Below are 26730 nucleotides of genomic sequence, written 5' to 3'. Positions count from 1 at the left end.
TCGAAGGACACGGGCGGATACTGAGGAATGCGTCATGCGTTGCGCGCAACCCCGGATCGGCTGTGCAACCGGCTGATCCGGCTGGGGGCTGGTTGCGCGCTGGCACCAACTCGGGCGGTGCGACAACTGCTGCCCGTGCGCCATTGCCGGTGCAGCAGTTGCGGCTCACGCGGTTACTTGAGGCATTCGACCCGGTACTCGTAACCGTTGGCCGAGGCAGTACGCTGCAGACCATGCACGTCGGCCTCGAACCCCGGGAAGCTGCGATCGAAGCGCCCGGCAAACTGCAGGTACTCGATGATCGCCCGGGTTTTCTCGGTAAACCGCTCACCCGGCATGATCAGTGGAATGCCCGGCGGATACGGCACCAGCATGACCGCTGCAATCCGCCCCTCCAACTGGTCCAGGGGCACCGCCTCGACTTCGCGGCGCACCAGCTTGTCGTAGGCATCGGCTGGTTTCATGGCTATCTGTGGCAGCTCGGTATACATCCGCCGCAGTGCCTTGGCCGTGGCGTTTTCACGGTAGCAGGCATGCAACTGGTCGCACAGGTCGCGCAGGCCCATGCCCTGATAACGTGCCGCATCGACTTGGGCGATACAGGGCAACGCCTGCGCCAGTGGCAGGTTGGCATCGTAACTGCGCTTGAATTCGAGCAGTTCGGTCAGCAGCGTGCTCCACTTGCCCTTGGTAATGCCCATCGAGAACAGCACCAGGAACGAATAGAGGCCGGTCTTCTCCACCACCAGCCCGCGCTCCCAGAGGAACTTGCTGACCACCGCCGCCGGGATGCCCTGCTCGCCCAGCACGCCATCGGCGCTCAGGCCGGGCATCACCAGGGTGACCTTGATCGGGTCCAGCAGCACGTAGTCGTCGGCAATTTCGCCGAAGCCGTGCCAGGCCGCCCGAGGAGCCAGCACCCAGTCGCTGGTGGACACCGCGTCGGCGCCCGCCGTCTGCTCCGGTTGCCAGATACTGAACCACCAGTCGTCCGCGGGCAGGCTCTGCCGCAGGTTGGCCAGGGCCCGGCGAAAGCTCAGCGCCTCGTCGAAGGTTTCCTGGATCAGCGAACGCCCGGCCGGGCCTTCCATCATGGCCGAGGCCACGTCCAGCGAGGCGATGATGCCGTACTGTGGCGAGGTCGAGATGTGCATCATGAAGGCTTCGTTGAAACGATCTCGATCGAGCTGGCGCACCCCGCCATTCTGCACGTGGATCATCGAGGCCTGGCTGAACGCCGCCAGCAGCTTGTGGGTGGAATGGGTGGTAAACACCAGCGGGGTGTGTTCGTCGCAGCGCGTGCCCATGCCATAGCGACCGGCATAGAACTCGTGGAAGGCCGCATAGGCATACCAGGCCTCGTCGAAATGCAGCACCTCGACACTGTCGCCCAGCGCCTGCTTGACCATCTCGGCGTTGTAGCACAGGCCGTCGTAGGTCGAGTTGGTCACCACCGCGAGCTTGACCTTGGGCGCACGTCCGCGCGCCAGCGGGCTGGCGTCGATCTTGGCCTGGATCGATTCCTTGCTGAATTCGGACAGCGGAATCGGCCCGATGATGCCCAGCTCGTTGCGCTCCGGGCACAGGTACAGCGGGATGGCGCCGGTCATGATGATCGAGTGCAGGATCGACTTGTGGCAGTTGCGGTCCACCAGCACCAGGTCATCCCGGGCGACCATCGAGTGCCAGACGATCTTGTTGGCGGTCGAGGTGCCGTTGATCACGAAGAAGGTATGGTCAGCGCCGAAATTGCGCGCCGCGCGCTCTTCCGCCTCGGCCAGCGGGCCGGTGTGATCGAGCAGGGAGCCGAGTTCGGGGACCGAAACCGAGAGGTCCGAGCGCAAGGTGTTTTCGCCGAAGAACTGGTGGAAAGCCTGACCCACCGGACTCTTGCGGTAGGCCACGCCGCCACCGTGCCCGGGTGTGTGCCAGGAATAGTTAGACTGCGACGTGTGCTGCACCAGGGCCTTGAAAAACGGTGGCAGCAGCTTGTCCAGGTAGGAGCGCGCCGCACGCGCCACCTGACGCGCCAGAAACGGCACGGTGTCCTCGAACAGATAGAGCAGACCGCGCAACTCGTTCAGATCGGTCATCGCTTCGGCCGGGGCATTCTCGATGGTGACCTGTTCGCCGATGGCAAAAATCGGCAAGTGCGGCGCGCGGACCCGGGCGATGCGGATCAGCTCGACCACATCCTGCAGCAGGCGCTGGTTCTCCCCGGCACCTTCGGCCGACACCAGGATGCAGGCCAGGCCATGGTGCGTCGAAGCCACAATCCGGCCTTCTGCCGAACTGACGGTAGACAGGATACTGAAACCGTCCTGTTCCAGTTCACGTGCAATCGCCCGCACACGATCACCGGCGACCGTGTCGCTCTTGATGTCTCTGTGCACGATGAGAATGGGGAATTTGAGGTCTTTGTACATGGCGTTTTCCTGGGGCTACAGCTTCTTGTGCGCCCATTCCGGCAGGTAAATGCGTTTGCCGCAAGCGCTTGGCAGAAAAGAATTTACCGTTCTACAACAGTGCGACACATATCAGCGTGGATGCGACAGCTTGTTGTGCCGGCAGCCCTGAAAATCAGCCGGCGCAGCATGGAACTAGACGCGGCACCCTGTAATTTGTCAGGCTGCAGCACCGCGAGAAGCCCCCAGTCTGCAAGGAGCTGTGCATGCCCCGTATCGTCACCCTGACACTCAGTCCGGCGCTCGATAGTGCAACCAGCATTGACCACCTCTGCCCCGACACCAAGTTGCGCTGCAGCGCGCCAAGCTATGCGCCTGGCGGTGGCGGGATCAATGTCGCCCGCGCCCTGCACAACCTCGGTGGCACCGCGCTGGCCATTTTTCCGGCGGGCGGGCCCACCGGTCAGCACCTGCTGGAGCTGCTGCAGGCCGAGGGCGTAGCCTGTCAGGCAGTCGCCATCCAGGAATGGACGCGCCAGTGCTTCAACGTCGACGAGCAGGCCCATGGCCAGCAATACCGCTTCGTCCTGCCTGGCGCGCGCCTGAGCCTGGCGGAACAGGCGCAATTGCTCGCCACCCTGCAGGCACTGGGGCACATCGACTATCTGGTGCTCAGCGGCAGCCATCCCGAGGGACTGGCCGCAGACTTTCTGCCGCGGTTGTTGCAGCAGGCCAACCGGCAGGGCGCACGCTGCATCGTCGACAGTTCCGGGGCGGCGCTGCAGCAAGCCGTGCAGGCCGGCGGACTGTTCCTGATCAAGCCCAGCCTGAGTGAACTGAGCGCGCTGGCCGGAAGCGAAATCAGCGAACCCGAGCAGTTGGCAGCGGCCGCCCGCAGCCTGATCAGGAGCGGAGCCTGCGCGGCGATCATGGTCTCGCTGGGTGCACAAGGCGCACTGCTGGCCACCACGGAGCGGGTCGAGCGCATCAGCGCGCCGAATGTGAAGAAGGTCAGCACTGTTGGTGCCGGTGACAGCCTGCTTGGCGCCATGTTGCTCAAGCTGGCCGCCGGAGCCAGTCTCAGCGAAGCGGCACGCTATGGTGTCGCGGCCGGCAGCGCCGCGATCATGGCCCCCGGCACCAGCCTGTGCCGCCTGGAAGATACCAATCGCCTGTTTGCCTGGGTGCAGAGCCACGCGCAGCCGCCCGGCTGAGGCAACGCTTATTCCGCTGCGGACTGGCCCCCGGCTTCCAACTGCAGCCACAGGGGCTGTGTGCCAGCGGCCTTCTCGATAGCCGCCAGGCGCGCGGCATGCGCCTCGAGGTCGGCCTGACTGGCGGGGATGACCGGAGTGGGCGGCCGCGCGGCTGGCAGCCGGCGGATCGGACTGGCCTGTTGCCGGCCGCTGCCATTGCCGTCGCCGGTTTCACCGGCCAGCGACAGGTGGGTCTGGCCACCGGTCATGGCCAGGTAGACATCCGCCAGAATCTCGGCATCCAGCAAGGCGCCGTGCAGGTCGCGGCCCGAGTTGTCCACGCCATAGCGCTTGCACAGGGCGTCCAGGTTGTTGCGCTGCCCCGGATGCCGCTCGCGGGCCATGGCCAGCGTATCCAGCACGCCACAATAGTCGCTGACCTCGCTGCGCTCGGTCTGTGCCAGCAGGGCAAATTCGTTATTGATGAAGCCGATATCGAAGGCCGCGTTGTGGATGATCAGCTCGGCGCCCTGAATGAACTCGTAGAACTCATCGGCCACTTCGCGAAAGCGCGGCTTGCCCTGGAGGAATTCGTTGGTGATCCCGTGTACCGCAATCGCGCCCTCATCGACCTCGCGATCCGGCTGCAGATAGACATGGAAATGCCGGCCGGTGAGTTTCCGGCCGAGCATTTCGACGCAGCCAATCTCGATGATCCGGTGACCATCGGTAACCGGCATGCCGGTAGTTTCAGTATCGAGGACGACGTAACGCATGGGTGAACCTGTTTTCGATTAGCGCGAGGGAAGCTCGCTGACGCCACGATTGGCCAGTGCATCGGCGCGCTCGTTACCCGGGTGGCCGGTATGCCCGCGCACCCACTCCCAGTCAACCTTGTGCCGGTTGACCTGCTCATCCAGTTGCTGCCACAGGTCGGCATTTTTCACCGGCTGCCTGGCCGCGGTTTTCCAGCCACGCTTCTTCCAGTTCGGCAGCCATTCCTGCATGCCGCGCATCACATATTCGGAATCGGTAACCAGGCGCACCTGGCAGGTACGCTTGAGGCTGGCCAGCGCCTGGATCGCCGCGCTCAGCTCCATCCGATTGTTGGTGGTTTCCAGCTCACCACCCCAGAGTTCACGCTCTACGCCCTTGTACACCAGTAACGCGCCCCAGCCGCCCCGGCCAGGATTGCCCTTGCAGGCACCATCGGTGTAGATAACCACTTCTTCACTCATGCTGAGACTCGGGACTTCCACTTGAAAAAAAACGGATTGAACGGTAACGCCCCTCAGGGCTCGGCATCCCGCCGGCTGACCTTGGCCACCGGCAGCGGCAGCAACTTGCCCATCGGCTCGCGCCTTGCAGGCCGAACAGGACGCAGGCCAATCACCATCTTGCGCGCCACCAGCAGGTAAAAACCGCCTCCGGGCGCCTGTATGCGGCGGCCCCAGCGTTCCATGGCCTGCAGGCGGGCCTGCCATGCCGTTGATGAAAGCGGCGGACGATAACACCCGAACTGGCGTTTCTCCAGCGAGAAGCCCAGCAAACGCAACCAGTCGCTGACCCTGCCGTGGGAAATGCAGCGGGCCTCGGCCAGCGCATCGCGGGCAAACAGATGGCGCATCCCCCAGGCACTCCAGGGATTGATGCCGACGATCAGCAGGTGGCCACCAGGTCGCACGCTGCGTGCCGCCTCACGCAGCAAGCCATGCGGGGAAAGGCTGAAATCCAGCCCGTGATCGAGCACCACGACATCCGCGGCATGCTCGCCCAGCGGCCAGGAGTGCTCGTCGCACGCAATGTCCACACCAGGCAACGGGGCGCCCAGTGCAACGCTGCACTTGATCTGCGTCGCACCTTGCGGCGGCTGCGCGCTTGGCCCGTAGTGCACCAGATAACCGCCGAAGTAACGCGCCAGTTCCTCATTCAGCAGGCGCTGGCCTTCAGCCTGCAACAGACCGCCCAGTGGCCCCTCCAGCCAGGCTCGCGCCTCGGTGGTGAGCTTCAGCCAGCGGCTGTCGGCCTGGGCAAACGGAAGCACATTCATGGCAATCTCCATGGAGTTGGCCCTAAGATAGAGTCTCACTTGAATAGTAGCGACTTCCGGCCATGATACAGATCGAAGCTCTACCCGCCTTTACCGACAATTATCTCTGGCTGTTGCAGGATCACCAGCGCAAGGTCTGCGCAATCGTCGACCCGGGCGATGCCAGGCCGGTCCTGCAATGGCTGGACGCGCATCCGGGCTGGACCCTGAGCGACATAGTGGTTACCCACCATCACCCCGACCATATCGGCGGAGTCGCCGAACTCAAGGCTGCCACCGGCGCGCGAGTGCTCGGTCCGGCTCTGGAAAGCATCCCGCTGCGCGATGTGGCGCTGGAAGACAACCAGCAGGTCGAGATCCTCGGCCTCGACTGGCAGATCCTGCATGTGCCCGGGCATACCCTCGGCCACATTGCCTATTACCATGCCGATCCGGTGCGTCCGCTGCTGCTGTGTGGCGACACCCTGTTTGCCGGCGGCTGCGGCCGCCTGTTCGAAGGCACCGCCGAACAGATGCACCATTCCCTGTCCAGGCTGGCGGCACTGCCGGAGCAGACCCTGGTCTACTGCACCCATGAATACACCCTGAGCAACCTGCGTTTTGCCTGTGCGGTAGAGCCGGACAATCCGGCGCTGGCGGCACGCTTCAGCGAGGTCACGCGGTTACGCGAAAGCAACCAGATCACGCTCCCCACGAGCATCGCCGTGGAAAAATCCACCAATCCGTTCCTGCGCAGCGACAGCCCCGCGGTACGCCAGGCGGCAGCCCGGCAGACGGGCAACGAAGCGCTCTCGGCGAGCGCCGTGTTTGCTGCCATAAGAAGCTGGAAAGACCGGTTTTGAGGCGCCGCCGGGGCGAGCCAAGCTTGACCCCCTTGAGGGTGGTTCATAGAATCGCGCTCCAATTCGCCTGGATTTTCCCCCTGCCAATGCCGTCTATACCGCGCACGTACCGTGATCTGGACGCCTTGGCCCGCAGCGCTCGCGGAGTGTTCATCGGCAGTCTTCTGTTGCTGGGGCTGGCAGGCTGCCAGACCACCCAGCAGAGCAGTGACGGCGACGCCAGCCGCGAAACCGATCCCGCCATCGGGCTTGAAGCTGACATCCCGGTCCTGGTGGTTGAAGAAGAACCCGAGGACATCTGGGAGCGTATCCGCGAAGGCTACAAGCTGCAGGATCAGGTAGGCACCAATCCACGCATCGAGCGCCAGCGCCTGTGGTTTGCCAGCCGGCCCAACATCATTTCCAGCTCCGCCGAACGGGGCAGCCCGTATATCCACTTTGTCGTCGAGCAACTGGACGAAAACAACATGCCGCTGGAGCTGGCGCTGCTGCCGGTGATCGAAAGCTCCTACAACCCCATGGCCTATTCGCGCAGCAGTGCCGCCGGCATCTGGCAATTCATTCCCTCCACCGGCCGTCACTTCAACCTGCAACAAACCAGCTGGTACGACGGCAGGCGCGATATTTCCGCCTCCACCAATGCTGCCATCCTCTACCTCAACCGCCTGCACGACATGTTCAACGGTGACTGGTTGCTGGCGCTGGCGGCCTACAACGCCGGGGAAGGAACCGTCAGCCGGGCGATCGAGCGGAACCAGCGAATTGGCCTGCCCACCGATTACTGGAACCTGCAACTGCCCAAGGAAACCGAGGAGTACGTCCCCAAGCTGCTGGCCGTCTCGCAAATTGTCCTGAGCCCGGACGCCTATGGCGTCGAGTTGCCCGAGGTGGCCAACGAGCCGTACTTCGAGGCCGTCGCCTTCAGCCAGCGCATGCAGCTCTCGAGCGTGGCAAAAATTGCCGACATCGATGAAGACGAATTGCTGATGCTCAACCCCGCCTTCAAGAAAGGCGTGACCCTTGGCGGCCCGCAGCAGTTGCTGGTGCCGGTGGCAATGGCCGACCAGTTCGAAACCAACCTGGCACTGTACAAGCCGCAAAAGACCATCGACTGGCAGGAGTACAGGGTGCGTCCCGGTGACAGCCTGCACGGCATCGCCAATCGCTACTACCTGACGGTCAATACGCTGAAAGACATCAACGGACTTAAAAGCAACCATTTGCGCGTGGGGCAGGTCCTGAGCATTCCGGCCGATCCTGCGCACGCGCAGGCGGCGCCGCTCTACGAAGCCCGCCCCGGCAAGGCGCCAGCCAGCCGCCAGTACGTGGTCAGGAAAGGCGACAACCTCGGTCTGATCGCCCGGAAGAACGGCGTCGCGGTGGCGGATATCAAGCGCTGGAACAACCTGCGCAGCACCAACCTGAAGATTGGCCAGGTCCTCAAGCTGCAGGGCGGGAGTTCTGGCCTGGCCGTGAAGACCAGCAGTTCCGGCAAGAGCCAGGCTGCCAGCGGCGCGCCAACCGCCAGGCCGACCACCTACAAGGTGCGTTCGGGCGATACCCTCTACCAGATTGCCAGCCGTTTCAGGGTAGACCTCAAGCAGTTGCAGAAGTGGAACCCGGCAGCCGGAAAGAATCTGCAAGTCGGGCAGAAGCTGACCATCTATACCCGCTGATGCGGACCGGGACGGCCTGTGTCCGGCGTCTTGAGCTCCCCGCCGAGACCACGGCTGCCCGCCTGCAGCAGCGCTGACGCAGCCCCGGACGGCGACTCTTTTTCGTGCGGATACAAGCTGTTACTGTACCGCCTCGCAAATTTCCATGCCCTCATGGACCGGATATCTCGCTGATGCGTTCACTTTTCCTGCTCATGGCCTGTCTGCTGGCGATCTTTCCTGTCGAGGCCAGGATCAGCAAAAGCCATGGCTATGCCCAGTTTGGCGATCTCAAGTACCCCGCCAGCTTCAAGCACTTCGACTGGACCAATGCGGATGCGCCCAAGGGCGGCACTGTCCGGCTGATGGGCTATGGCAGTTTCGACACACTCAACCCGTACACCCTGAAGGGCTCCAGCCCCTCCACCACGGCCAACTTCCTGCAGTACGGCGTCAATGAACTGAACGAACCATTGATGATCGGGACCGGCAATTACGATCCGTCCGGTGACGAACCCGCCTCCAGCTATGGCCTGATCGCCGAAAGCCTGGAGTACGCCGAAGACCGCAGCTGGGTGGTGTTCAACCTGCGCAAGGAGGCGCGCTTCCACGATGGCAAGTTCATCACCGCCAGTGATGTGGCGTTTTCCTACCGCACCCTGCTGGGCAAGGGGCATCCAGCCTATCGCACCACCCTGCAGGAGGTCGAACGGGTCGACATCCTCACCCCGCAACGCATCCGTTTCGTCTTCAAGCGCAGTGGCAACCCGCTGCTGATCCTGCGCCTGGGCGAACTGCCGGTGCTGCCGCAGCATTACTGGCGGGGCCGGGATTTCGCGGCGACCACCTACGAGCCACCGCTGGGCAGCGGCCCTTACCGCATCACTGCGGTATCCCCCGGGCGGCGCCTGGTGTTCGAGCGGGTCAAGGACTGGTGGGGCAAGGATCTGCCGGTCAACGCCGGCAAATACAATTTCGACCGTATCGAGGTCGACTTCTATCGCGACAACAATATTGCCTTCGAAGCCTTCAAGTCGGGATCATTCGACTTCTACATCGATAACCAGGCGAAGAACTGGACCAGCGGCTACAACTTTCCGGCGGTGCGCAGCGGCAAGATCAAGCGGGCAGAAATCCCTCACCAGATTCCAACCCAGACCCAGGCCCTGTTCATGAACACGCGCCGGGAGGTATTCCAGGACCGGCATGTGCGTGAAGCCCTGGGCCTGATGTTTGACTTTGAATGGACCAACCGCACGCTGTTCAGCAACGCTTACCAGCGCTCATCCAGCTATTACCCCAACAGTGTCTTTGCCGCCGTGGGCAGGCCCGAAGGCCAGGAATGGCTGCTGCTTTCCCCGTACCGCAAGCAGTTGCCGTCGCGGCTGTTTCTCGAACCCTTCCAGCTGCCGCAAACCGCAGGCTACGGCATTCCCCGGGAAAATCTGCGCAAGGCCCTGAGTCTGCTGGCCAAGGCCGGTTGGAAGACTGGCGGGCAAGGCCTGGTCAATCAGCGGGGCGAGCCGTTGCGCTTCGAGATCATGCTGGTCAATCCGAGCCTGGAACGCATTCTGCAGCCGTTCGCGGCCAACCTGGCCAGCCTCGGCATCGAGGCCCGGTTGCGCACGGTCGACCGCGCCCAGTACAAACAGCGTCTGGACCACTTCGACTACGACATGATCCTGATGACCCTGCCGCAAAACCTGAGTCCCGGGCTTGAGCAATGGCTGTATTTCCACTCCAGCCAGGTCAAGGTCAGGGGCAGCAAGAACTATGCAGGCGTGGCCCATCCGGTGGTGGATGCCATGCTCGACAAGCTGCTGGCGGCGCAAACCCGTGACGAGCAGATCAGTGCCGCAAGGGCGCTCGATCGCGTGCTCCTGTGGCAGCATTACAGCATTCCCAACTGGTATATCAGCCAGCATCGCCTGGCCTATCGCAATCGCTTCGAACATCTGCCAACCCCGCCCTATACCCTCGGGTTGCGTGCCTGGTGGCTGAAGCCCACGGAGACAGACCAATGAGCCGCCCGCTTGCACGCTGCACCCTTGCGTTGCTGCTACTCAGCGGATTCCTGCAGGCTGCGCCGCAGCATGCCATCACCCTGTACGGCGAGCCGCCGAAGTATCCGGCCGATTTCCAGCACTTCGCTTACGTCAACCCGCAGGCGCCCAAGGGCGGCACCTTGCGCCAGGCGGGCTTCGGCAGCTTCGACAGCCTCAACCCCTTCATCAACAAAGGCGTCGCCGCCGACGACGTCGGGCTGATCTATGACACCCTGACCCGCCACAGCCTCGACGAGCCGTTCACCGAATACGGCCTGCTGGCCAAACGGATCGAGCGCGCCGCGGATAACAGCTGGGTGCGCTTCTACCTGCGACCGGAGGCGCGCTTCAATGACGGCAAGCCGGTGACTGCCGAGGATGTGGTGTTTACCTTCGAAACCCTGATGCGCGATGGGGCACCGCAGTACAAGTCGTATTACTCGGATGTCAGCCAGGTCAAGGCAGAAAGCCCCACCCGGGTGCGCTTTGATTTCCGTCACAAGGACAACCGCGAACTGCCCCTGATCCTCGGCCAGCTCCCGGTCCTGCCCAAGCACTGGTGGGCGGGTCGCGACTTCAAGAAAGGCAACCTCGAGATCCCGCTCGGCAGTGGCCCCTACCGGATCGCCGAGGTGCAGGCCGGACGCAGCATCCGCCTGGAGCGGGTACCCGACTGGTGGGGCAAGGATCTGCCGGTGAACCGCGGCTTCTACAATTTCGACACCCTGGTTACCGACTACTACCGGGACAACACGGTGGCACTGGAAGCCTTCAAGGCCCAGCAGTTCGACTTCTGGCAGGAGACCAGCGCCAAGAACTGGGCCACTGCCTATGACATTCCGGCCGTAGCCCAGGGCAGGCTGCACAAGGAGGAGCTGCTCAACAGCAACCCCACCGGCATGCAGGGTTTTGTCTTCAATACGCGCCGCGCGCAGTTGCAGGACCCGCAGGTGCGCGAGGCGCTGTCGCTGTTGTTCGATTTCGAGTGGGCCAACAAGCAACTGTTCAATGGGGCCTACACCCGTACCGGCAGTTATTTCGAAAACTCCGAACTGGCGGCCCGCGGCCTGCCCTCCGCTGCCGAACTGAAGATTCTCGAACCCTTGCGCGGCACCATCCCGGAACAGGTCTTCAGCGAGGAATTCCGTCTGCCGGTCAGCGATGGCAGTGGCATCATTCGCGACCAGCAGCGGCGCGCCTACCAATTACTGCAGGATGCCGGCTGGCGCATCGAGGGTGACCGCATGCTGGATGCCGGCGGCAAGCCGGTGACCATCGAGTTCCTGCTGGCGCAAACCGAATTCGAGCGGGTCCTGTTGCCCTACAAGCGCAATCTGAATGATCTGGGCATCGAGCTGGAAATCCGCCGGGTGGATGTTTCGCAGTACATCAACCGCCTGCGCTCACGCGACTTCGACATGCTGGTCGGCGGCTTCAGTCAGTCCAGCTCGCCGGGCAACGAGCAACGCGAATACTGGCACTCGTCCAGCGCCGACAATCCCGGCAGCCGCAACCTGATCGGGCTGCGTGACCCGGCCATCGATACCCTGGTCGAGGGCCTGATCCAGGCAGACTCGCGGGACAGCCTGATCAATCATGCCCGCGCGCTGGACCGGGTGCTGCTGGCCGGTCACTATGTGGTGCCGAACTGGCATATCAAGACCTGGCGCCTGGCCTACTGGAATACCATCGCACACCCGGCAGTGACCGCTCCCTACGACTTTGCCCTGCACAGCTGGTGGAGTACTGCCGCTGCGGCAGGCCAGCACAGCCAGGTCCCTTCGCCGCGCAAGGAAGACTGACATGCTGGCCTACATACTGCGGCGCCTGTTGCTGATCATTCCGACGCTGTTCGGCATTCTGCTGATCAACTTCATCATCATCCAGGCCGCTCCCGGCGGCCCGGTGGAACAGATGATCGCCAAGCTGGAGGGCTTCGATGCCGCGGCTGGTGGTGCGACCGGACGGATCTCCGGAGGTGGCACGGAGGTCGCCGCGGCGGCCAACAACTATCGCGGCGCGCAGGGGCTGGATCCCGAACTGGTCGCCGAAATCGAGCGCATGTACGGCTTCGACAAGCCGGCCACCGAACGCTTCTGGATCATGCTGCAGAACTATCTGCACCTGGACTTCGGTGAAAGTTTCTTTCGCGATGCCACGGTGACCGAACTGATCGTCGAGAAAATGCCCGTTTCGATCTCCCTGGGGCTGTGGAGCACGCTGATCATGTACCTGGTCTCGATCCCGCTGGGCATCGCCAAGGCGGTTCGCCACGGCAGCGCTTTCGATGTCTGGACCAGTTCGGCGATCATCGTTGGCTATGCGATTCCGGCATTCCTGTTCGCCATCCTGCTGATCGTGCTGTTTGCCGGCGGCAGCTACTGGGACTGGTTTCCGCTGCGCGGCCTGACCTCTAACAATTTCGACGAAATGTCCCTGCAGGAGCAGATCCTCGACTACTTCTGGCACCTGGCGTTGCCGGTTACCGCGCTGGTGATCGGCAACTTCGCCACGCTGACACTGTTGACCAAGAACAGCTTCCTCGACGAAATCAACAAGCAGTACGTGGTCACGGCGCGGGCCAAGGGGCTGTCGAATACGCGGGTGCTGTATGGGCATGTATTCCGCAATGCCATGCTGCTGGTGATCGCCGGGTTCCCCTCGGCGCTGATCGGCATCTTCTTTACCGGTTCACTGCTGATCGAGGTGATCTTCTCCCTCGACGGCCTCGGCCTGCTGAGTTTCGAGGCGGCAATCAACCGCGATTATCCGGTGGTGTTCGGTACGCTGTTCCTGTTCACCCTGCTGGGCCTGGTGCTGAAACTGATCGGCGACCTGACCTATACGCTGGTCGACCCGCGCATCGACTTTGAAAGCAGGGCTAACTGACATGCCACTATCCCCTCTCAATCAGCGCCGTTTCGAGCGATTCAAGGCGCACAAGCGCGGCTGGTGGTCGCTGTGGCTGTTTCTGGCCCTGTTCATTCTCAGCCTCGGTGCCGAACTGATCGCCAACGACAAACCATTGGTCGTGCGTTACGACGGCGGCTGGTACTTCCCGGTGCTCAAGCGCTACCCGGAAACCACCTTCGGTGGCGAGTTTCCGCTGCAGGCCAACTACAAGAGCCCTTACGTGCGCGAACTGATCGAGCAGAAGGATGGCTGGATGCTCTGGCCGCTGATTCCCTTCAGTTACGCCAGCATCAACTATGACCTGCGAGTACCGGCGCCCGCCCCGCCTTCTCCGGACAACTGGCTGGGCACTGATGACCAGGGTCGGGACGTGCTGGCCAGGGTCATCTACGGCTTCCGCATCTCGGTGCTGTTCGCCCTCAGCCTGACCCTGCTCAGCTCGCTCATCGGCGTGATCGCCGGCGCCTTGCAGGGCTTCTATGGCGGCTGGGTTGACCTGATCGGCCAGCGCTTCCTGGAAATCTGGTCTGGCCTGCCAGTGCTCTACCTGCTGATCATCCTGGCCAGCTTCGTGCAACCAAACTTCTGGTGGCTGCTGGGCATCATGCTGCTGTTTTCCTGGATGAGCCTGGTCGACGTGGTGCGCGCCGAGTTCCTGCGCGGCCGCAACCTGGAATATGTGCGCGCGGCCCGCGCACTCGGCATGCAGAACGGCGCGATCATGCTCAATCACATCCTGCCCAATGCCATGGTCTCCACCATGACCTTTGTACCCTTCATCCTCACCGGTGCGATTGGTACCCTCACTGCACTCGACTTCCTCGGTTTCGGCCTGCCACCCGGTTCACCCTCGTTGGGCGAACTGGTGGCACAGGCCAAGTCGAACCTGCAGGCCCCCTGGCTGGGCATCAGTGCCTTTGCCGTGCTGGCCATCATGCTCACTCTGCTGGTGTTTATCGGCGAAGCGGCGCGGGATGCCTTTGATCCACGGAGCAAGGCATGAACGCACCGCAGAATCCGCAGAACCTCATCGAGGTCCGCGACCTGTCCGTCGAGTTTGTCAGCGGCCAGCAGGTACAACGGGTTGTCAGCAACGTCAGCTTTGATATCCGCCGTGGCGAAACCATGGCCATTGTCGGCGAAAGTGGTTCAGGCAAATCCGTCACCGCGCATTCCATCCTGCGCCTGCTGCCCTACCCGAGCGCGCGCCACCCCAGCGGCAGCATCCTGTATGCCGACCAGGACCTGCTGCAGGCGCGCGAGAACAACTTGCGCCGCATTCGCGGCAACCGCATCGCGATGGTCTTTCAGGAGCCGATGACCGCGCTCAATCCGCTGCACAGCATCGAGAAGCAGATCAGTGAAATCCTGCAGCTGCACAAGGGCCTGCGCGGTAGCGCGGCCCGCGAGCGGGTACTCGAGCTCCTCGACATGGTTGGCATTCCCGAGCCGGCCAAGCGCCTCAAAGCCTATCCCCACGAGCTGTCCGGTGGTCAGCGGCAACGCGTGATGATCGCCATGGCACTGGCCAATGAACCGGAACTGCTGATTGCCGATGAGCCAACCACGGCACTGGATGTCACCGTCCAGCTGAAGATCCTCGAGCTGCTCAAGGAATTGCAGGCGCGTCTGGGCATGGCCTTGTTGCTGATCAGCCATGACCTGAATCTGGTCAGAAGAATTGCGCAACGCGTATGTGTCATGCAGCAAGGTCGGATCGTCGAACAGTCTGATTGCGCAACGCTGTTCAGCGCTCCGCAGCATCCATATACCCGGGAGCTGCTGGGCGCCGAGCCGAGCGGGGAACCGGCGCACAACCCGCCAGGCCAGTCGCTGCTGGCGGTGCAGGACCTGAAAGTGTGGTTTCCGATCAAGAAGGGCCTGCTGCGGCATACCGTTGATCACGTGAAAGCCGTGGATGGGATCAACTTCGATCTGCCACAGGGACAAACCCTGGGGATTGTCGGGGAAAGTGGCTCGGGCAAGTCTACACTGGGCCTGGCAATACTCCGCCTGATCGCCAGCCAGGGCTCGATTCGCTTCAAGGGCCAGGTACTGGACGGAATCAGCCAGCAGGCGGTGAGGCCGCTGCGCAGGCAGATGCAGGTGGTCTTTCAGGACCCTTATGGCAGCCTGAGCCCGCGGATGTCGGTTGGCCAGATTGTTGGCGAGGGCCTGAAGATTCATCGGCTTGGCAATGAGGAAGAACAAGAGCAGGCAATCATTGCTGCCCTAGTGGAGGTGGGACTGGATCCACAGACCCGCCATCGCTATCCACACGAGTTTTCGGGTGGCCAGCGCCAGCGCATCGCGATTGCCAGGGCCCTGGTGCTCAAGCCGGAGCTGATCCTGCTGGACGAACCGACCTCGGCACTCGATCGCACGGTACAACGGCAAGTAGTGGAACTGTTAAGAAACCTGCAACAGAAATACAACCTGACTTACCTGTTCATCAGCCACGACCTCGCAGTGGTCAAGGCACTGAGCCATCAACTGATGGTGATCAAGCAGGGACAGGTAGTTGAACAAGGTTCGGCACACAGCATCTTTGCCGCACCACAGCACATTTACACACGACAGCTGCTGGAAGCTGCCTTCATGGCACCAGCCACTGCCGTCGACCAACCAGAAGAGGAAGAATGAACATGGGTTTTCTCACCGGCAAGCGGGTTCTCATCGTTGGCGTAGCCAGCAAACTGTCGATCGCTTCAGGTATTGCTGCCGCCATGCACCGCGAGGGTGCCGAGCTCGCCTTCACCTACCAGAACGAAAAGCTCAAGGGCCGGGTCGAGGAGTTTGCAACAGGCTGGGGCTCCAGTCCTGAACTCTGCTTTCCTTGCGACGTGGCCAGCGATGACGAGATCAACAATGCTTTTGCTGCGCTGGCCAAGAAGTGGGACAGCCTGGATGTGATCGTCCACTCGGTCGGCTTTGCCCCCGGCGACCAGCTGGACGGTGACTTCACCGACGTGACCACCCGCGAAGGCTTCAAGATCGCCCATGACATCAGCGCCTACAGCCTGGTGGCCCTGGCCAAGGCCGGGCGTCACCTGATGCAAGGCCGCAATGGCAGCATCCTGACCCTGTCGTATCTTGGCGCGGTGCGCACCATGCCCAACTACAACGTCATGGGCATGGCCAAAGCCAGTCTCGAAGCGGGCGTTCGCTATCTGGCCGGCAGCCTCGGTCCGGAAGGAACCCGGGTCAACGCCATCTCGGCTGGACCCATCCGCACCCTGGCCGCTTCCGGCATCAAGAGCTTCCGCAAGATGCTGGCAGCCAATGAAAAGCAAACACCCCTGCGCCGCAATGTAACCATCGAAGAAGTCGGCAACGCCGGCGCCTTCCTCTGTTCTGACCTGGCATCAGGGATCAGCGGTGAAATCCTCTACGTGGATGGCGGCTTCAACACCACTGCCATGGGTGCAATCGAAGACTAAGACAATGCACCAGACCTGCTGCAGGTAATGCTACAGGTCTTGTCGATGCCGCATTATTGCTGCACCGCAAAAGCAAACGCCCCGGAAGTCCGGGGCGTTTGCTTTTTTGCTAGTACATGACCGATCAGAAGCGTTCGATCTCGGCATGTTCCTGCAGTTGGCGGCGATAGGCCGCAAAATCCTGCTGCCCGCTGCGCGAAGACAGGAAGCGCCGGTACGTAGCCCTGTCCTCGTCACTGAACGCAGTCGCTTGCGGCTCATTGACGCCATTCAGGCGTATCAGCGTGAAATCACCGTTGCGCGTGGCAATACCTGAAAAACTCGGCTTGTCCTCTGCGCCCGGTTTGGGCATGCGGAATACTGCCTGCAGAACTTCAGGGGCAACATTTTCCTGATTACGCGATGCAGCCTCGACCACGGCCCATGTCTGGTCAGTTGCACTGCTGTCGGCCAGTGTCTTGCCTTCGCGCAAGGCCGCCAGTAATTGCTCACCTTTCTGTACGGCAGCTGCAGCCGCACGCTGCGTGAGCAACTGATCACGGATCACGCTAGCGACCGATTCCACCGGCAATTGCTCCGGCTTGTTGTGCACCTTCACCCGCACGACAACCACGGTATCCGCATCCAGTTCGATCAACTGGCTGTTCGCCGCGTTCTCCAGCAATTCCTCGCTGAAAGCGGCCAGCAGGACCTGGCGATTGGCCGCCAGTCCCGGCCCACCTTCGCGACCGAACAGCTCGCTCAGCTTGATGTCCAGACCCAGTTCCTGGGCCGGCTGGGTCAGATCCGCCGACTCGAAGGCAGAGTCTTCCAGCTCCTTGCTGACCTCAACAAAGCGCTGCTCGACCTTTTCAGCCTTGAGATCCTTGGTCAGCTTTTCCTTGAGGCTATCAAAGGAAGGAATGTCCGCTGCCTGCACGCCCAGCAGCTTGATCAGGTGCCAGCCATACGCACTGCGAACCGGCGCTGATACTTCGCCAGGCTTGAGGGCATAGAGCGCTTCCTCGAAGGCCGGATCGTATACCCCGGGGCCCGCATAGCCCAGATCACCGCCACTGTTTGCCGATCCCGGATCAGCGGAAAACTCCTTGGCCAGCGCAGAAAAATCAGCGCCATTGGTCAGGCGCTGCTGGATGTCGACAAGCTTCTGCCTGGCTTGCTCATCCGTGACCTTGTCATCCACTTCGATCAATATGTGTGCCGCCTGGCGCTGCTCGGCCAGGCCGGCAATTTCCTTCTGATACTGGCTTTGCAGCTCCTCTGCGCTGACTTCCACCTGATCAAAGAAGTCCGCCTTCTTGAGTTCTACATACTCAAGCTGAACCTGCTCGGGACTGAGAAACTCGGCTGCATGCTGGTCATAGAAAGTATTGATATCCGCATCACTGACTGTGATTCCTTCTGTCGAAGCCTTGACCGTAAGGATTGCGAAATCGCGCGTCTGTTTTTCCAGCCGGGCAAACTCGGCAATTTCTGCATCGGTGACAAAACTGCTGCCAGCCACACCTGCCTGCAGCTGCATGACCAGCATGTCGGCACGCAGCCTGTCGCGGATCTGCTGGCGCGTATAACCGGCCTGGCGGATAACCATGTCGAAGCGGTCGGCGTTGAACTTCCCGTCTACCTGAAAGGCGGGTTCCTGCAAAATGACCTGGTCAAGCGCCACCTCAGAAAGGGCAAAACCCGAATCTGCAGCGCCCTGCAGGAGCAACTGGCGTTCAATCAGCCCATTCAGGGCAGAATCGCGCAGCAACTTTTCATTGATCATCGACTCATCAAACTGGTTACCCAGCTGTTGCTGCAACTGACGCCGCTGCATGTCCGCAGCTTGTGCCAGGGCATTGAGACTGATGGCCTCACCATTGACCTCTGCAGCATCTTGCGAATTGCTGACTGATTGAAATATTTGATCCACGCCAAACAGCGCCATCAAAACGACCATCAGGCCGATGATGGTTTTGGCTATCCAACCCTGGGAATTGTCCCTGATATTCTGCAGCATGCGTCCCCCAGAAATGGCTGTACTGATTCATCAGCCGTGCGGCATGGGTAATCTCAGAAAGAAGAAAGGCGCATCCGGGGATGCGCCTTCTCGTGACTTGCGGAACGTTGGGTAACAACCCTGATATGAAAGACCGGCCAGACCGATTTTGCTACCGCTCCACAATCAGTCCAAAGAACTGCTGGACTGCTCGACAACAATCGAAGGACGCTTAGTTGACCGCGTCTTTCAATGCCTTGCCAGCTTTGAAGCCAGGGATCTTGGCAGCAGCAATCTTGATTGCCTTGCCAGTTTGAGGATTACGGCCAGTACGCTCGGCGCGGTCTTTCACAGAGAAAGTACCAAAGCCGACCAGTACTACGGAATCACCGGCCTTCAGAGCACCAGTTACGGATTCGATAACAGCATCCAAAGCACGGCCAGCGGCGGCTTTTGGGATATCGGCAGAGGCTGCAATTGCATCAATCAGTTCCGACTTGTTCACTCTGTGTCCCCTTAAATTTTCAGTTGTATTCTTAGTGTTGGTGGTAAAGCTAAATTTGCTGAGAGAGGCAGTTTGCCGACTTGTGCCGCTTTATAGCAAGGGGCTCAAAATCGTGTCAAGAACGAGCAACTCGCTAGTGGGTGCTGATTCTGTCTTTGGCCTCAGGCTCTCGCTTCTCATCTTTTGCCGGTATTTCTACCGCAGAATCGGACAAAGGCTCCGGGACGTATTGCAACGCAATTTGCAGGACCTCGTCAATCCATTTGACCGCCTTAATCTGCAGGTCCTGCTTAATATTTTCAGGAATCTCCTTCAGATCACGCACATTTTCTTCCGGAATGATAACTGTCTTGATTCCGCCCCGGTGTGCAGCCAGCAATTTCTCCTTAAGCCCGCCAATCGCCAGCACCTGCCCGCGCAGGGTGATTTCACCGGTCATGGCCACATCTGCGCGAACCGGAATTTGTGTCAGGGCTGATACCAGGGCGGTACACATCCCCACCCCTGCGCTCGGCCCGTCTTTAGGAGTCGCGCCTTCCGGCATGTGAATATGGATATCCTTCTTCTCGTTGAAGTCGGGCGCGATACCCAGGCTTTTCGCCCGGCTGCGCACCACTGTCAGTGCTGCCGTTATGGACTCGAGCATCACATCGCCCAGCGAGCCGGTCTTGATCAGTTGGCCCTTGCCGGGAACAACAGCTGCCTCGATGGTCAGCAACTCACCACCCACCTGGGTCCACGCCAGGCCGGTAACCTGGCCGACCTGATCTTCCAGTTCTGCCAAGCCATAACGGAACTTGCGTACACCAAGATAATGCTCAAGCGAACCGCACTCTACCTGCACATGAAAACGCTTCTCGCGGGCGTGTTCCTTGACCGCTTTGCGGCAGACCTTGGCGATCTGGCGCTCCAGACTTCTGACCCCGGCCTCGCGCGTGTAATAGCGCACGATGTCACGAATTGAAGCCTCATCAAACTCCACCTCGCCTTTCTTCAGTCCGTTTACTTCGGTCTGCTTGGGTACGAGGTACTTGACCGCAATATTGACCTTCTCGTCCTCCGTATAGCCGGGCAGGCGAATCACCTCCATGCGATCCAGCAGTGGTGCAGGAATATTCATGGAGTTGGCCGTGCAGAGAAACATCACATCGGAAAGGTCGTAATCGACCTCCAGGTAGTGATCGTTGAAATTGTGGTTCTGCTCCGGGTCCAGGACCTCCAGCAGCGCCGATGCCGGGTCGCCGCGCATGTCGCTGCCCATCTTGTCGATTTCATCGAGCAGAAACAGAGGGTTGCGCACGCCAACCTTGGTCATTTTCTGGATGAGACGCCCCGGCATCGAACCTATGTAGGTTCTGCGGTGACCACGGATTTCTGCTTCGTCGCGGACCCCGCCCAGTGCCATACGCACGAACTTGCGGTTGGTTGCCCGCGCAATGGATTCGGCAAGAGAGGTCTTGCCGACACCCGGCGGCCCGACCAGGCACAGCACCGGCCCCTTGACCTTCTTCACCCGCTTCTGCACGGCGAGAAACTCAAGAATACGATCCTTTACCTCTTCGAGTCCGTAGTGGTCGGCATTGAGGATGTCTTCGGCCTTCGCCAGGTCCAGTCGAACCTTGCTTTCCGCCGTCCACGGAACATTAACCAGCCAGTCGATATAAGAGCGAACCACGGTGGCTTCCGCCGACATGGGCGACATTTGCTTGAGCTTGTTAAGTTCTGCATTGGCCTTGGTCAGCGCTTCCTTGCTCAGCCCGGCATTGTCGATGCGCCTTTTCAGGTCATCCAGTTCATTGTGACCTTCCTCGATATCCCCCAGCTCCTTCTGAATGGCCTTCATCTGTTCGTTCAGGTAGTACTCGCGCTGGCTCTTTTCCATCTGCTTCTTGACCCGGCCGCGGATACGCTTTTCGACCTGCAACAGGTCGAGTTCGGCATCGAGCAGAGCCAGAACATGCTCGACTCGCGGCGCAAGTTCGATGATTTCGAGAACCTCCTGCTTCTGCGGCAGTTTGAGCACCATGTGCGCCGCCATGGTATCGACCAGGCGCGAGGGTTCATCAATGCTGCTGAGCGATGAAAGGACCTCAGCCGGCACCTTCTTGCTCAGTTGGACATACTGTTCGAACTGGCTCATCAGGCTGCGGATGAATACGTCGGAGTCTCGCGTTGAGGCCTCGGGCTCGCCTACCAGCTCCACAACAGCCAGGCTATGGCTATCGAGTTCGCTGATTTTCTGTATGGCGCCGCGCTGTTCGCCCTCTACCAGAACCTTGACAGTTCCATCCGGCAGCTTGAGCAACTGCAGCACATTAGCCACGGTGCCCATGCGATACAGGGCATCTTCGGCCGGATCGTCATCCGCAGGATTCATTTGCGCCACCAGGAGAATTTGCTTGCTCCCCTTCATGGCCGCCTCGAGAGCCTCGATAGAGCGTTCCCGTCCGACAAACAACGGGATGACCATGTGCGGAAAAACCACCACATCCCGCAATGGCAACAGTGGAAGTTCAATGGTTGTCTTCATGATTCAGCCCCAACCGGCTCATTGGCCGTATTCAGAATTCTGCAAATTAACGCTATTTCCAAGATGGGGCTGGGGCCAGCAAAAAACAAGCGATCAACCCCAGAAAAGCAAAGGGGCCAGCAGGCCCCTTTATTTCGTTACGCGTCCGGCGATGCCTTCGCAGGCTTTTCCAGATTCTCATAGATCAGTAAGGGCTTGGATGTACCAAAAATCACATTCTCATCCACCACAACTTTACTGACCTCGGACTGCGAGGGTATCTCGTACATGGTGTCCAGCAGCACACCTTCCAGAATCGAGCGCAAACCACGAGCGCCGGTTTTGCGTTCCAGAGCCTTCTGTGCAATGGCCTTGAGTGCCTCCGGGCGAAACTCCAGACCCACACCTTCCATCTCGAACAGGCGCGCATACTGCTTGGTCAAGGCATTCTTCGGTTCAATCAGAATCTGCATGAGTGCAGCTTCATCCAGCTCATCCAACGTAGCGATGACCGGCAGGCGTCCGACAAACTCTGGGATCAGGCCAAACTTGACCAGATCGTCGGGTTCGATATCGCGCAAGGTTTCACCGACCTTCTTGCCCAGGTCCGGACTGCGGACCTCTGCACTAAAGCCAATCCCACCTTTGGTCGAGCGGCTGTGAATGACCTTTTCCAGGCCGGAAAAGGCTCCACCGCAGATAAACAGAATGTTGCGGGTATCAACCTGCAGGAACTCCTGCTGCGGGTGCTTGCGGCCTCCCTGCGGCGGCACAGAGGCTACCGTTCCTTCGATCAGCTTCAGCAGCGCCTGCTGGACACCTTCGCCGGAGACGTCGCGGGTGATCGAGGGGTTGTCGGACTTGCGGGAAATCTTGTCGATCTCGTCGATGTAGACAATGCCCATCTGGGCTTTTTCGACATCGTAATCGCACTTCTGCAGCAGTTTCTGAATGATGTTTTCAACATCCTCACCGACATAACCCGCCTCGGTCAGCGTCGTTGCATCAGCGATGGTGAACGGTACATTGAGCAGGCGCGCGAGGGTTTCCGCCAGCAAGGTTTTACCCGAGCCCGTTGGACCAATCAGCAGGATGTTGCTCTTGCCCAGCTCGACATCATCTTTCTTGTCACGCTGGTTAAGGCGCTTGTAGTGGTTGTAGACGGCCACCGCCAGCACCTTCTTGGCGCGCTCCTGGCCGATTACATATTGATCAAGAATGGCACTGATTTCTTTCGGCGCCGGAAGTTTGTGCGCACTGCTCTCCGACTGTGCCTCCTGCACCTCCTCTCGGATGATGTCATTGCACAGATCCACGCACTCGTCGCATATAAAGACCGAGGGACCGGCGATCAGCTTGCGCACTTCGTGTTGGCTTTTGCCACAGAAGGAGCAATACAAAAGCTTGCCAGTGTCCTCGCCATTGCGGATGTCAGTCATTCGTTCAATCCAATCCGATAAGCTTGAATCACAAGATGAAGGCAAATGCAGGCATTTTCAAGCCTGCCAAGCGACCGGGCATCGCCCGATCGAAGCCTGGTTCAGTCTCAGCTCGCCATTTCGCGCTTGTTGATGACTTTATCAATCAGGCCATAGCTGACTGCCTCATCCGCGCTCATGAAGTTGTCACGATCCGTGTCGCGAGCGATAACGTCGAGCGGCTGCCCGGTGTGATGGGCCATGATCCGGTTAAGCCGGTCACGAATGGTCAGGATTTCCTTGGCGTGGATTTCAAAATCCGAAGCCTGGCCCTGGAAACCTCCCAGTGGCTGGTGAATCATCATGCGCGAATGCGGCAGGCAGTAACGCTTGCCGGCAGCCCCGCCAACCAGCAGCAAGGCGCCCATGCTGCACGCCTGGCCGATGCAGATGGTGGAAACATCAGGCTTGATGAACTGCATGGTGTCATAAATCGACATGCCCGCAGTGACCGAGCCACCTGGCGAATTGATGTAAAGGTGAATGTCCTTGTCCGGGTTTTCCGCTTCGAGGAACAGCAGCTGGGCAACCACCAGGTTGGCCATGTAGTCCTCGACCGGACCCACCAGAAAAATCACGCGCTCCTTGAGCAGGCGCGAATAGATATCGTAAGCGCGCTCACCGCGCGCTGACTGCTCGACAACCATTGGAACCAGGCCGCCAGCAGCCTGAATCTCAGGGGTTTGTTGATTCAACGAAATGCGCGACATATTCAGTGACAACTCCCGAATTAATTAGTCATGCCTCATAGACACATAAGCCAGCAATCAGCTGGCTTATGGGTACTTCATACGTCAAAGCTGGATCAGGCTGCCTGAGGGGTCTCGGCAGGTTTGATGGCTTCTTCGTAGGAGACTGTCTTGTCAGTCACTTTGGCCTTCTGCAAAACAGTATCTACAACTTGCTCTTCCAGCACAACCGAACGAACCTCGTTCATTTGCTGGTCATTCTTGTAGTACCAGGCAACTACCTGCTCAGGTTCCTGGTAGGCTGAGGCCATCTCCTCGATCATGGCGCGAACACGCGCATCATCCGGCTTGAGCTCGTTCTGCTTGACCACTTCAGCCACCACCAGACCCAACACCACGCGGCGTTTGGCCTGCTCTTCAAACAGTTCAGCCGGCAACTGGTCAGGCTTGATATTGCCGCCAAACTGCTGCACCGCCTGCACACGCAAGCGATCAATTTCGCTGGTCACCAGCGACTTGGGCACATCAATCGGGTTGGTGGCCAGCAGACCATCCATGACCTGGTTCTTGACCTTGGATTTGATGGCCTGGCGCAGTTCACGCTGCATGTTCTTGCGCACTTCGGCACGGAAATCCTCGATCGACCCTTCCTTCACGCCAAACAGTGCAAAGAAGGCTTCGTTCAGTTCCGGCAGGGTCGGCGCGGCAACGCTGTTAACCGTGACGGTGAACTCTGCGGTTTTGCCCGCCAAATCGAGATTCTGATAGTCCGCCGGGAACGTCGGGGTGATTACGCGCTCTTCACCCTTGACTGCGCCAACCAGCGCATCCTCGAAGCCCGGGATCATGCGCCCGGAGCCCAGCACCAGCAGCGTGCCCTTGGCCGAACCACCGGCGAACACCTCGCCATCAATCTTGCCGACAAAATCGATATTCAGTTGATCGCCATTCTCTGCGGCGCGCTCGACACTTTCAAAACGGGTGTTCTGCTTGCGCAGGATTTCCAGCATGTTGTCCAGATCAGCATCGGAAACCTCGGCCTGCAGGCGCTCGACTTCAATGCCGTCGAAGCCGGCTACCTGAAACTCGGGGAAAACCTCGAAAGTCGCAACGTACTCGAGATCTTTGCCCTTCTCGAACACTTTTGGCTCTACGGCAGGCGAGCCTGCAGGATTGAGTTTTTCCTGAACCACGGCTTCATAAAAGGTGGCCTGAATCAAATCACCCAGCGCTTCCTGGCGAGCAGAACTCTCGTAGCGCTGGCGGATCACGCTCATTGGCACTTTGCCCGGACGGAAGCCCGGAACCTTGGCGCGACGGGCAGTCTGCTGCAGACGCTTATTGACTTCATTCTCGATACGTTCGACCGGAACGCCAATGGTCATGCGACGCTCAAGAGCTGAGGTGCTTTCAACAGAAACTTGCATGGATATTCCTCGTTGCACAGACATGGCCGAATGATCCGGCCCCAGAATCAAGGGCATGCATTCTAGTAGCTCAAATGACAGAAGTCACTCGGCAGAATAAGGCTGCATGAACAGAAGGGATAAATAGATGGTGCGGACGGAGAGACTCGAACTCTCACGCCTTGCGGCGCTGGAACCTAAATCCAGTGTGTCTACCAATTCCACCACGTCCGCAGGTAACGCTTAAAACAAAAACGCCAGACCCAAGGTCTGGCATTTCTGGAATATGGGGTGGACGAAGGGGATCGAACCCTCGACACCAGGAGCCACAATCCTGTGCTCTACCAACTGAGCTACGCCCACCATATCTACTGCTTTTACCAGAATCGCCAAATGGCGCACCCGGCAGGACTCGAACCTGCGACCATCCGCTTAGAAGGCGGATGCTCTATCCGCTGAGCTACGGGCGCTTATCAATCCGCATCATAGATACAGATCCAAGCCTTGGCTGCAGCGGAACCCAACGGTTCGCAGTGCCTTCGCACCCAGCTGTTGCTGTGCTCGACAAGCGGGCGAATCTTACAGAGGCGATTCCACCCAAGTCAACGGAAAAGATAAAAAAATCAGCCGAATAAAGGGCTTACACGAATCACTCACGCGAATGCTTTTGTCCGAGCGGCGCAACATGCCAGAATACGCACCTCTTTATATAGCTGATGATGGTTTGTTGAACGCCATGACCGCACAACTGATCGATGGCAAGGCAATTGCTACGAAACTGCGCCAACAGATTGCCCAGCGTGTAGCCGAACGCCGCTCGCAAGGCCTGCGCACCCCCGGCCTGGCAGTGATTCTGGTGGGCAGTGATCCCGCCTCGCAGGTATACGTGTCGCACAAGCGCAAGGACTGCGAAGAAGTGGGCTTCCTGTCCAAGGCCTACGACCTGCCCGCGCAGACTGAGCAAGCCGACCTTGAACAGCTGATCGACCAGTTGAATGAAGACCCCGGCATAGACGGAATCCTCATTCAGCTCCCACTCCCCGCGCACCTGGATACATCGCGACTGCTCGAGCGCATCCATCCGGACAAGGACGTTGACGGTTTCCATCCCTTCAATATCGGTCGTCTGGCCCAGCGCATTCCGTTACTGCGTCCGTGCACCCCAAAAGGCATCATGACCCTGCTGGAATCCACCGGTATCGACCTGCACGGACAATACGCCGTCATCGTCGGCGCCTCGAACATCGTTGGGCGGCCCATGGCGATGGAACTGCTGCTGGCCGGCAGTACCGTTACCGTTACCCATCGGTTTACCCGGGATCTCGCCGGTCACGTGGGGCAGGCAGACATTGTCATTGTCGCCGCCGGCAAACCCGGCCTGGTAAAAGGCGAATGGATCAAGCCCGGTGCCATCGTCATCGACGTGGGCATCAACCGGCAGAACGATGGCAAGCTGATCGGTGATGTGGTGTTCGAGACCGCACAGGCCCGGGCCGGCTGGATTACCCCGGTGCCGGGCGGCGTAGGCCCGATGACCCGTGCCTGCCTGCTGGAAAATACCCTGTACGCCGCAGAGCATCTGCACAGCTGACCCTGCTGTTCAGTGAAAGCGCTGG

At 60.0% G+C, this 26730-nt stretch carries 19 protein-coding genes, 3 tRNA genes and 1 pseudogene; 10 read left to right on the top strand and 13 right to left on the bottom strand.

The features are described 5' to 3' along the window. Positions 1 to 173: 173 nt before the first annotated feature. Positions 174 to 2426, bottom strand: a complete 2253-nt coding sequence (locus ISX93_RS11565) for an Orn/Lys/Arg decarboxylase N-terminal domain-containing protein (RefSeq protein ID WP_195778886.1) — start codon at positions 2424 to 2426, stop codon at positions 174 to 176. A 245-nt stretch (positions 2427 to 2671) separates the two neighbouring features. Between ISX93_RS11565 and pfkB the strand changes: the two genes are divergently transcribed. After that, positions 2672 to 3619 carry a 6-phosphofructokinase II gene (gene pfkB, locus ISX93_RS11560; protein WP_195778885.1) on the top strand — a complete coding sequence of 316 codons (948 nt, stop codon included), beginning with the start codon at positions 2672 to 2674 and terminating at the stop codon, positions 3617 to 3619. An 8-nt stretch (positions 3620 to 3627) separates the two neighbouring features. Here the strand turns inward: pfkB and dnaQ are convergent, their stop codons facing one another. Genes dnaQ through ISX93_RS11545 form a run of 3 tightly spaced genes read right to left on the bottom strand, consistent with a single transcriptional unit; the run spans position 3628 to position 5651 of the window. Beyond that, positions 3628 to 4377, bottom strand: a complete 750-nt coding sequence (gene dnaQ, locus ISX93_RS11555; protein WP_195778884.1) for a DNA polymerase III subunit epsilon — start codon at positions 4375 to 4377, stop codon at positions 3628 to 3630. Between the two features lie 18 nt (positions 4378 to 4395). After that, positions 4396 to 4839 (bottom strand): ribonuclease HI, encoded by a 444-nt coding sequence (rnhA, locus tag ISX93_RS11550; protein WP_195778883.1) that lies wholly within the window; start codon positions 4837 to 4839, stop codon positions 4396 to 4398. 53 nt (positions 4840 to 4892) lie between these two features. After that, positions 4893 to 5651 (bottom strand): class I SAM-dependent methyltransferase, encoded by a 759-nt coding sequence (locus tag ISX93_RS11545; protein ID WP_195778882.1) that lies wholly within the window; start codon positions 5649 to 5651, stop codon positions 4893 to 4895. Positions 5652 to 5713: 62 nt separating this feature from the next. On the opposite strand from ISX93_RS11545, the gene gloB reads away from it, so the two are divergent. From gloB to fabI, 8 genes are all read left to right on the top strand, one after another. After that, complete coding sequence (gene gloB, locus ISX93_RS11540) at positions 5714 to 6493, top strand: hydroxyacylglutathione hydrolase (protein WP_195778881.1); 780 nt, start codon at positions 5714 to 5716, stop codon at positions 6491 to 6493. 86 nt (positions 6494 to 6579) lie between these two features. Continuing rightward, a complete protein-coding gene (locus ISX93_RS11535; RefSeq protein ID WP_195778880.1) occupies positions 6580 to 8169 on the top strand; it encodes a lytic transglycosylase in 1590 nt (529 codons plus the stop codon). A 173-nt stretch (positions 8170 to 8342) separates the two neighbouring features. Then, on the top strand, positions 8343 to 10172 hold the full coding sequence (locus tag ISX93_RS11530; RefSeq protein ID WP_195778879.1) for an extracellular solute-binding protein: 1830 nt from the start codon (positions 8343 to 8345) through the stop codon (positions 10170 to 10172). Then, on the top strand, positions 10169 to 11995 hold the full coding sequence (locus ISX93_RS11525) for an extracellular solute-binding protein (protein WP_195778878.1): 1827 nt from the start codon (positions 10169 to 10171) through the stop codon (positions 11993 to 11995). Before ISX93_RS11530 ends, ISX93_RS11525 begins: the two co-directional genes overlap by 4 nt. A 1-nt stretch (position 11996) precedes the next feature. Next, positions 11997 to 13082 carry a microcin C ABC transporter permease YejB gene (locus tag ISX93_RS11520; RefSeq protein ID WP_195778877.1) on the top strand — a complete coding sequence of 362 codons (1086 nt, stop codon included), beginning with the start codon at positions 11997 to 11999 and terminating at the stop codon, positions 13080 to 13082. 1 nt (position 13083) lies between these two features. After that, complete coding sequence (locus ISX93_RS11515) at positions 13084 to 14109, top strand: ABC transporter permease (protein WP_195778876.1); 1026 nt, start codon at positions 13084 to 13086, stop codon at positions 14107 to 14109. Beyond that, a complete protein-coding gene (locus ISX93_RS11510; protein WP_195778875.1) occupies positions 14106 to 15749 on the top strand; it encodes an ABC transporter ATP-binding protein in 1644 nt (547 codons plus the stop codon). The genes ISX93_RS11515 and ISX93_RS11510 overlap by 4 nt, the downstream gene beginning before the upstream one ends. 2 nt (positions 15750 to 15751) lie before the next feature. Then, positions 15752 to 16546 (top strand): enoyl-ACP reductase FabI, encoded by a 795-nt coding sequence (fabI, locus tag ISX93_RS11505; protein ID WP_195778874.1) that lies wholly within the window; start codon positions 15752 to 15754, stop codon positions 16544 to 16546. Positions 16547 to 16670: 124 nt separating this feature from the next. On the opposite strand, the gene ISX93_RS11500 is transcribed toward fabI, so the two are convergent. The 9 genes and pseudogenes from ISX93_RS11500 to ISX93_RS11460 form a co-directional block, all read right to left on the bottom strand. Then, positions 16671 to 18548 carry a SurA N-terminal domain-containing protein gene (locus tag ISX93_RS11500; RefSeq protein WP_195778873.1) on the bottom strand — a complete coding sequence of 626 codons (1878 nt, stop codon included), beginning with the start codon at positions 18546 to 18548 and terminating at the stop codon, positions 16671 to 16673. Between the two features lie 211 nt (positions 18549 to 18759). Further along, a pseudogene (locus ISX93_RS11495) lies at positions 18760 to 19047 on the bottom strand (HU family DNA-binding protein); the annotation flags it as partial. A 118-nt stretch (positions 19048 to 19165) separates the two neighbouring features. Further along, on the bottom strand, positions 19166 to 21562 hold the full coding sequence (gene lon / locus ISX93_RS11490; RefSeq protein WP_195778871.1) for an endopeptidase La: 2397 nt from the start codon (positions 21560 to 21562) through the stop codon (positions 19166 to 19168). 137 nt (positions 21563 to 21699) lie between these two features. Next, positions 21700 to 22980: an ATP-dependent Clp protease ATP-binding subunit ClpX gene (gene clpX / locus ISX93_RS11485; protein ID WP_195778870.1), complete on the bottom strand. Its 1281-nt coding sequence runs from the start codon at positions 22978 to 22980 to the stop codon at positions 21700 to 21702. Positions 22981 to 23087: 107 nt separating this feature from the next. Then, complete coding sequence (clpP, locus tag ISX93_RS11480) at positions 23088 to 23729, bottom strand: ATP-dependent Clp endopeptidase proteolytic subunit ClpP (RefSeq protein ID WP_195778869.1); 642 nt, start codon at positions 23727 to 23729, stop codon at positions 23088 to 23090. A 95-nt stretch (positions 23730 to 23824) separates the two neighbouring features. After that, positions 23825 to 25135: a trigger factor gene (gene tig, locus ISX93_RS11475; protein WP_195778868.1), complete on the bottom strand. Its 1311-nt coding sequence runs from the start codon at positions 25133 to 25135 to the stop codon at positions 23825 to 23827. Positions 25136 to 25263: 128 nt separating this feature from the next. Beyond that, positions 25264 to 25348, bottom strand: a tRNA-Leu gene (locus ISX93_RS11470). A 53-nt stretch (positions 25349 to 25401) separates the two neighbouring features. Further along, positions 25402 to 25477 (bottom strand) — tRNA-His (locus tag ISX93_RS11465). Positions 25478 to 25508: 31 nt separating this feature from the next. After that, positions 25509 to 25584: transfer RNA gene (locus ISX93_RS11460), tRNA-Arg, on the bottom strand. Positions 25585 to 25850: 266 nt separating this feature from the next. Between ISX93_RS11460 and folD the strand changes: the two genes are divergently transcribed. Beyond that, complete coding sequence (folD, locus tag ISX93_RS11455; RefSeq protein ID WP_195778867.1) at positions 25851 to 26705, top strand: bifunctional methylenetetrahydrofolate dehydrogenase/methenyltetrahydrofolate cyclohydrolase FolD; 855 nt, start codon at positions 25851 to 25853, stop codon at positions 26703 to 26705. Positions 26706 to 26730 lie beyond the last annotated feature (25 nt).

It is taken from the genome of Pseudomonas sp. N040 (genome assembly GCF_015637705.1).
GTDB lineage: Bacteria > Pseudomonadota > Gammaproteobacteria > Pseudomonadales > Pseudomonadaceae > Aquipseudomonas.
Note: the sequence above shows the minus strand (reverse complement) of the source record. Positions and strands in the feature narration are given on the sequence as shown.

Coding starts and splice junctions, on each gene's coding strand:
- ISX93_RS11565 (WP_195778886.1), bottom strand. CDS start 2,426: ATGTACAAAGACCTCAAATTCCCCATTCTCATCGTGCACAGAGACATC.
- pfkB (WP_195778885.1), top strand. CDS start 2,672: ATGCCCCGTATCGTCACCCTGACACTCAGTCCGGCGCTCGATAGTGCA.
- dnaQ (WP_195778884.1), bottom strand. CDS start 4,377: ATGCGTTACGTCGTCCTCGATACTGAAACTACCGGCATGCCGGTTACC.
- rnhA (WP_195778883.1), bottom strand. CDS start 4,839: ATGAGTGAAGAAGTGGTTATCTACACCGATGGTGCCTGCAAGGGCAAT.
- ISX93_RS11545 (WP_195778882.1), bottom strand. CDS start 5,651: ATGAATGTGCTTCCGTTTGCCCAGGCCGACAGCCGCTGGCTGAAGCTC.
- gloB (WP_195778881.1), top strand. CDS start 5,714: ATGATACAGATCGAAGCTCTACCCGCCTTTACCGACAATTATCTCTGG.
- ISX93_RS11535 (WP_195778880.1), top strand. CDS start 6,580: ATGCCGTCTATACCGCGCACGTACCGTGATCTGGACGCCTTGGCCCGC.
- ISX93_RS11530 (WP_195778879.1), top strand. CDS start 8,343: ATGCGTTCACTTTTCCTGCTCATGGCCTGTCTGCTGGCGATCTTTCCT.
- ISX93_RS11525 (WP_195778878.1), top strand. CDS start 10,169: ATGAGCCGCCCGCTTGCACGCTGCACCCTTGCGTTGCTGCTACTCAGC.
- ISX93_RS11520 (WP_195778877.1), top strand. CDS start 11,997: ATGCTGGCCTACATACTGCGGCGCCTGTTGCTGATCATTCCGACGCTG.
- ISX93_RS11515 (WP_195778876.1), top strand. CDS start 13,084: ATGCCACTATCCCCTCTCAATCAGCGCCGTTTCGAGCGATTCAAGGCG.
- ISX93_RS11510 (WP_195778875.1), top strand. CDS start 14,106: ATGAACGCACCGCAGAATCCGCAGAACCTCATCGAGGTCCGCGACCTG.
- fabI (WP_195778874.1), top strand. CDS start 15,752: ATGGGTTTTCTCACCGGCAAGCGGGTTCTCATCGTTGGCGTAGCCAGC.
- ISX93_RS11500 (WP_195778873.1), bottom strand. CDS start 18,548: ATGCTGCAGAATATCAGGGACAATTCCCAGGGTTGGATAGCCAAAACC.
- lon (WP_195778871.1), bottom strand. CDS start 21,562: ATGAAGACAACCATTGAACTTCCACTGTTGCCATTGCGGGATGTGGTG.
- clpX (WP_195778870.1), bottom strand. CDS start 22,980: ATGACTGACATCCGCAATGGCGAGGACACTGGCAAGCTTTTGTATTGC.
- clpP (WP_195778869.1), bottom strand. CDS start 23,729: ATGTCGCGCATTTCGTTGAATCAACAAACCCCTGAGATTCAGGCTGCT.
- tig (WP_195778868.1), bottom strand. CDS start 25,135: ATGCAAGTTTCTGTTGAAAGCACCTCAGCTCTTGAGCGTCGCATGACC.
- folD (WP_195778867.1), top strand. CDS start 25,851: ATGACCGCACAACTGATCGATGGCAAGGCAATTGCTACGAAACTGCGC.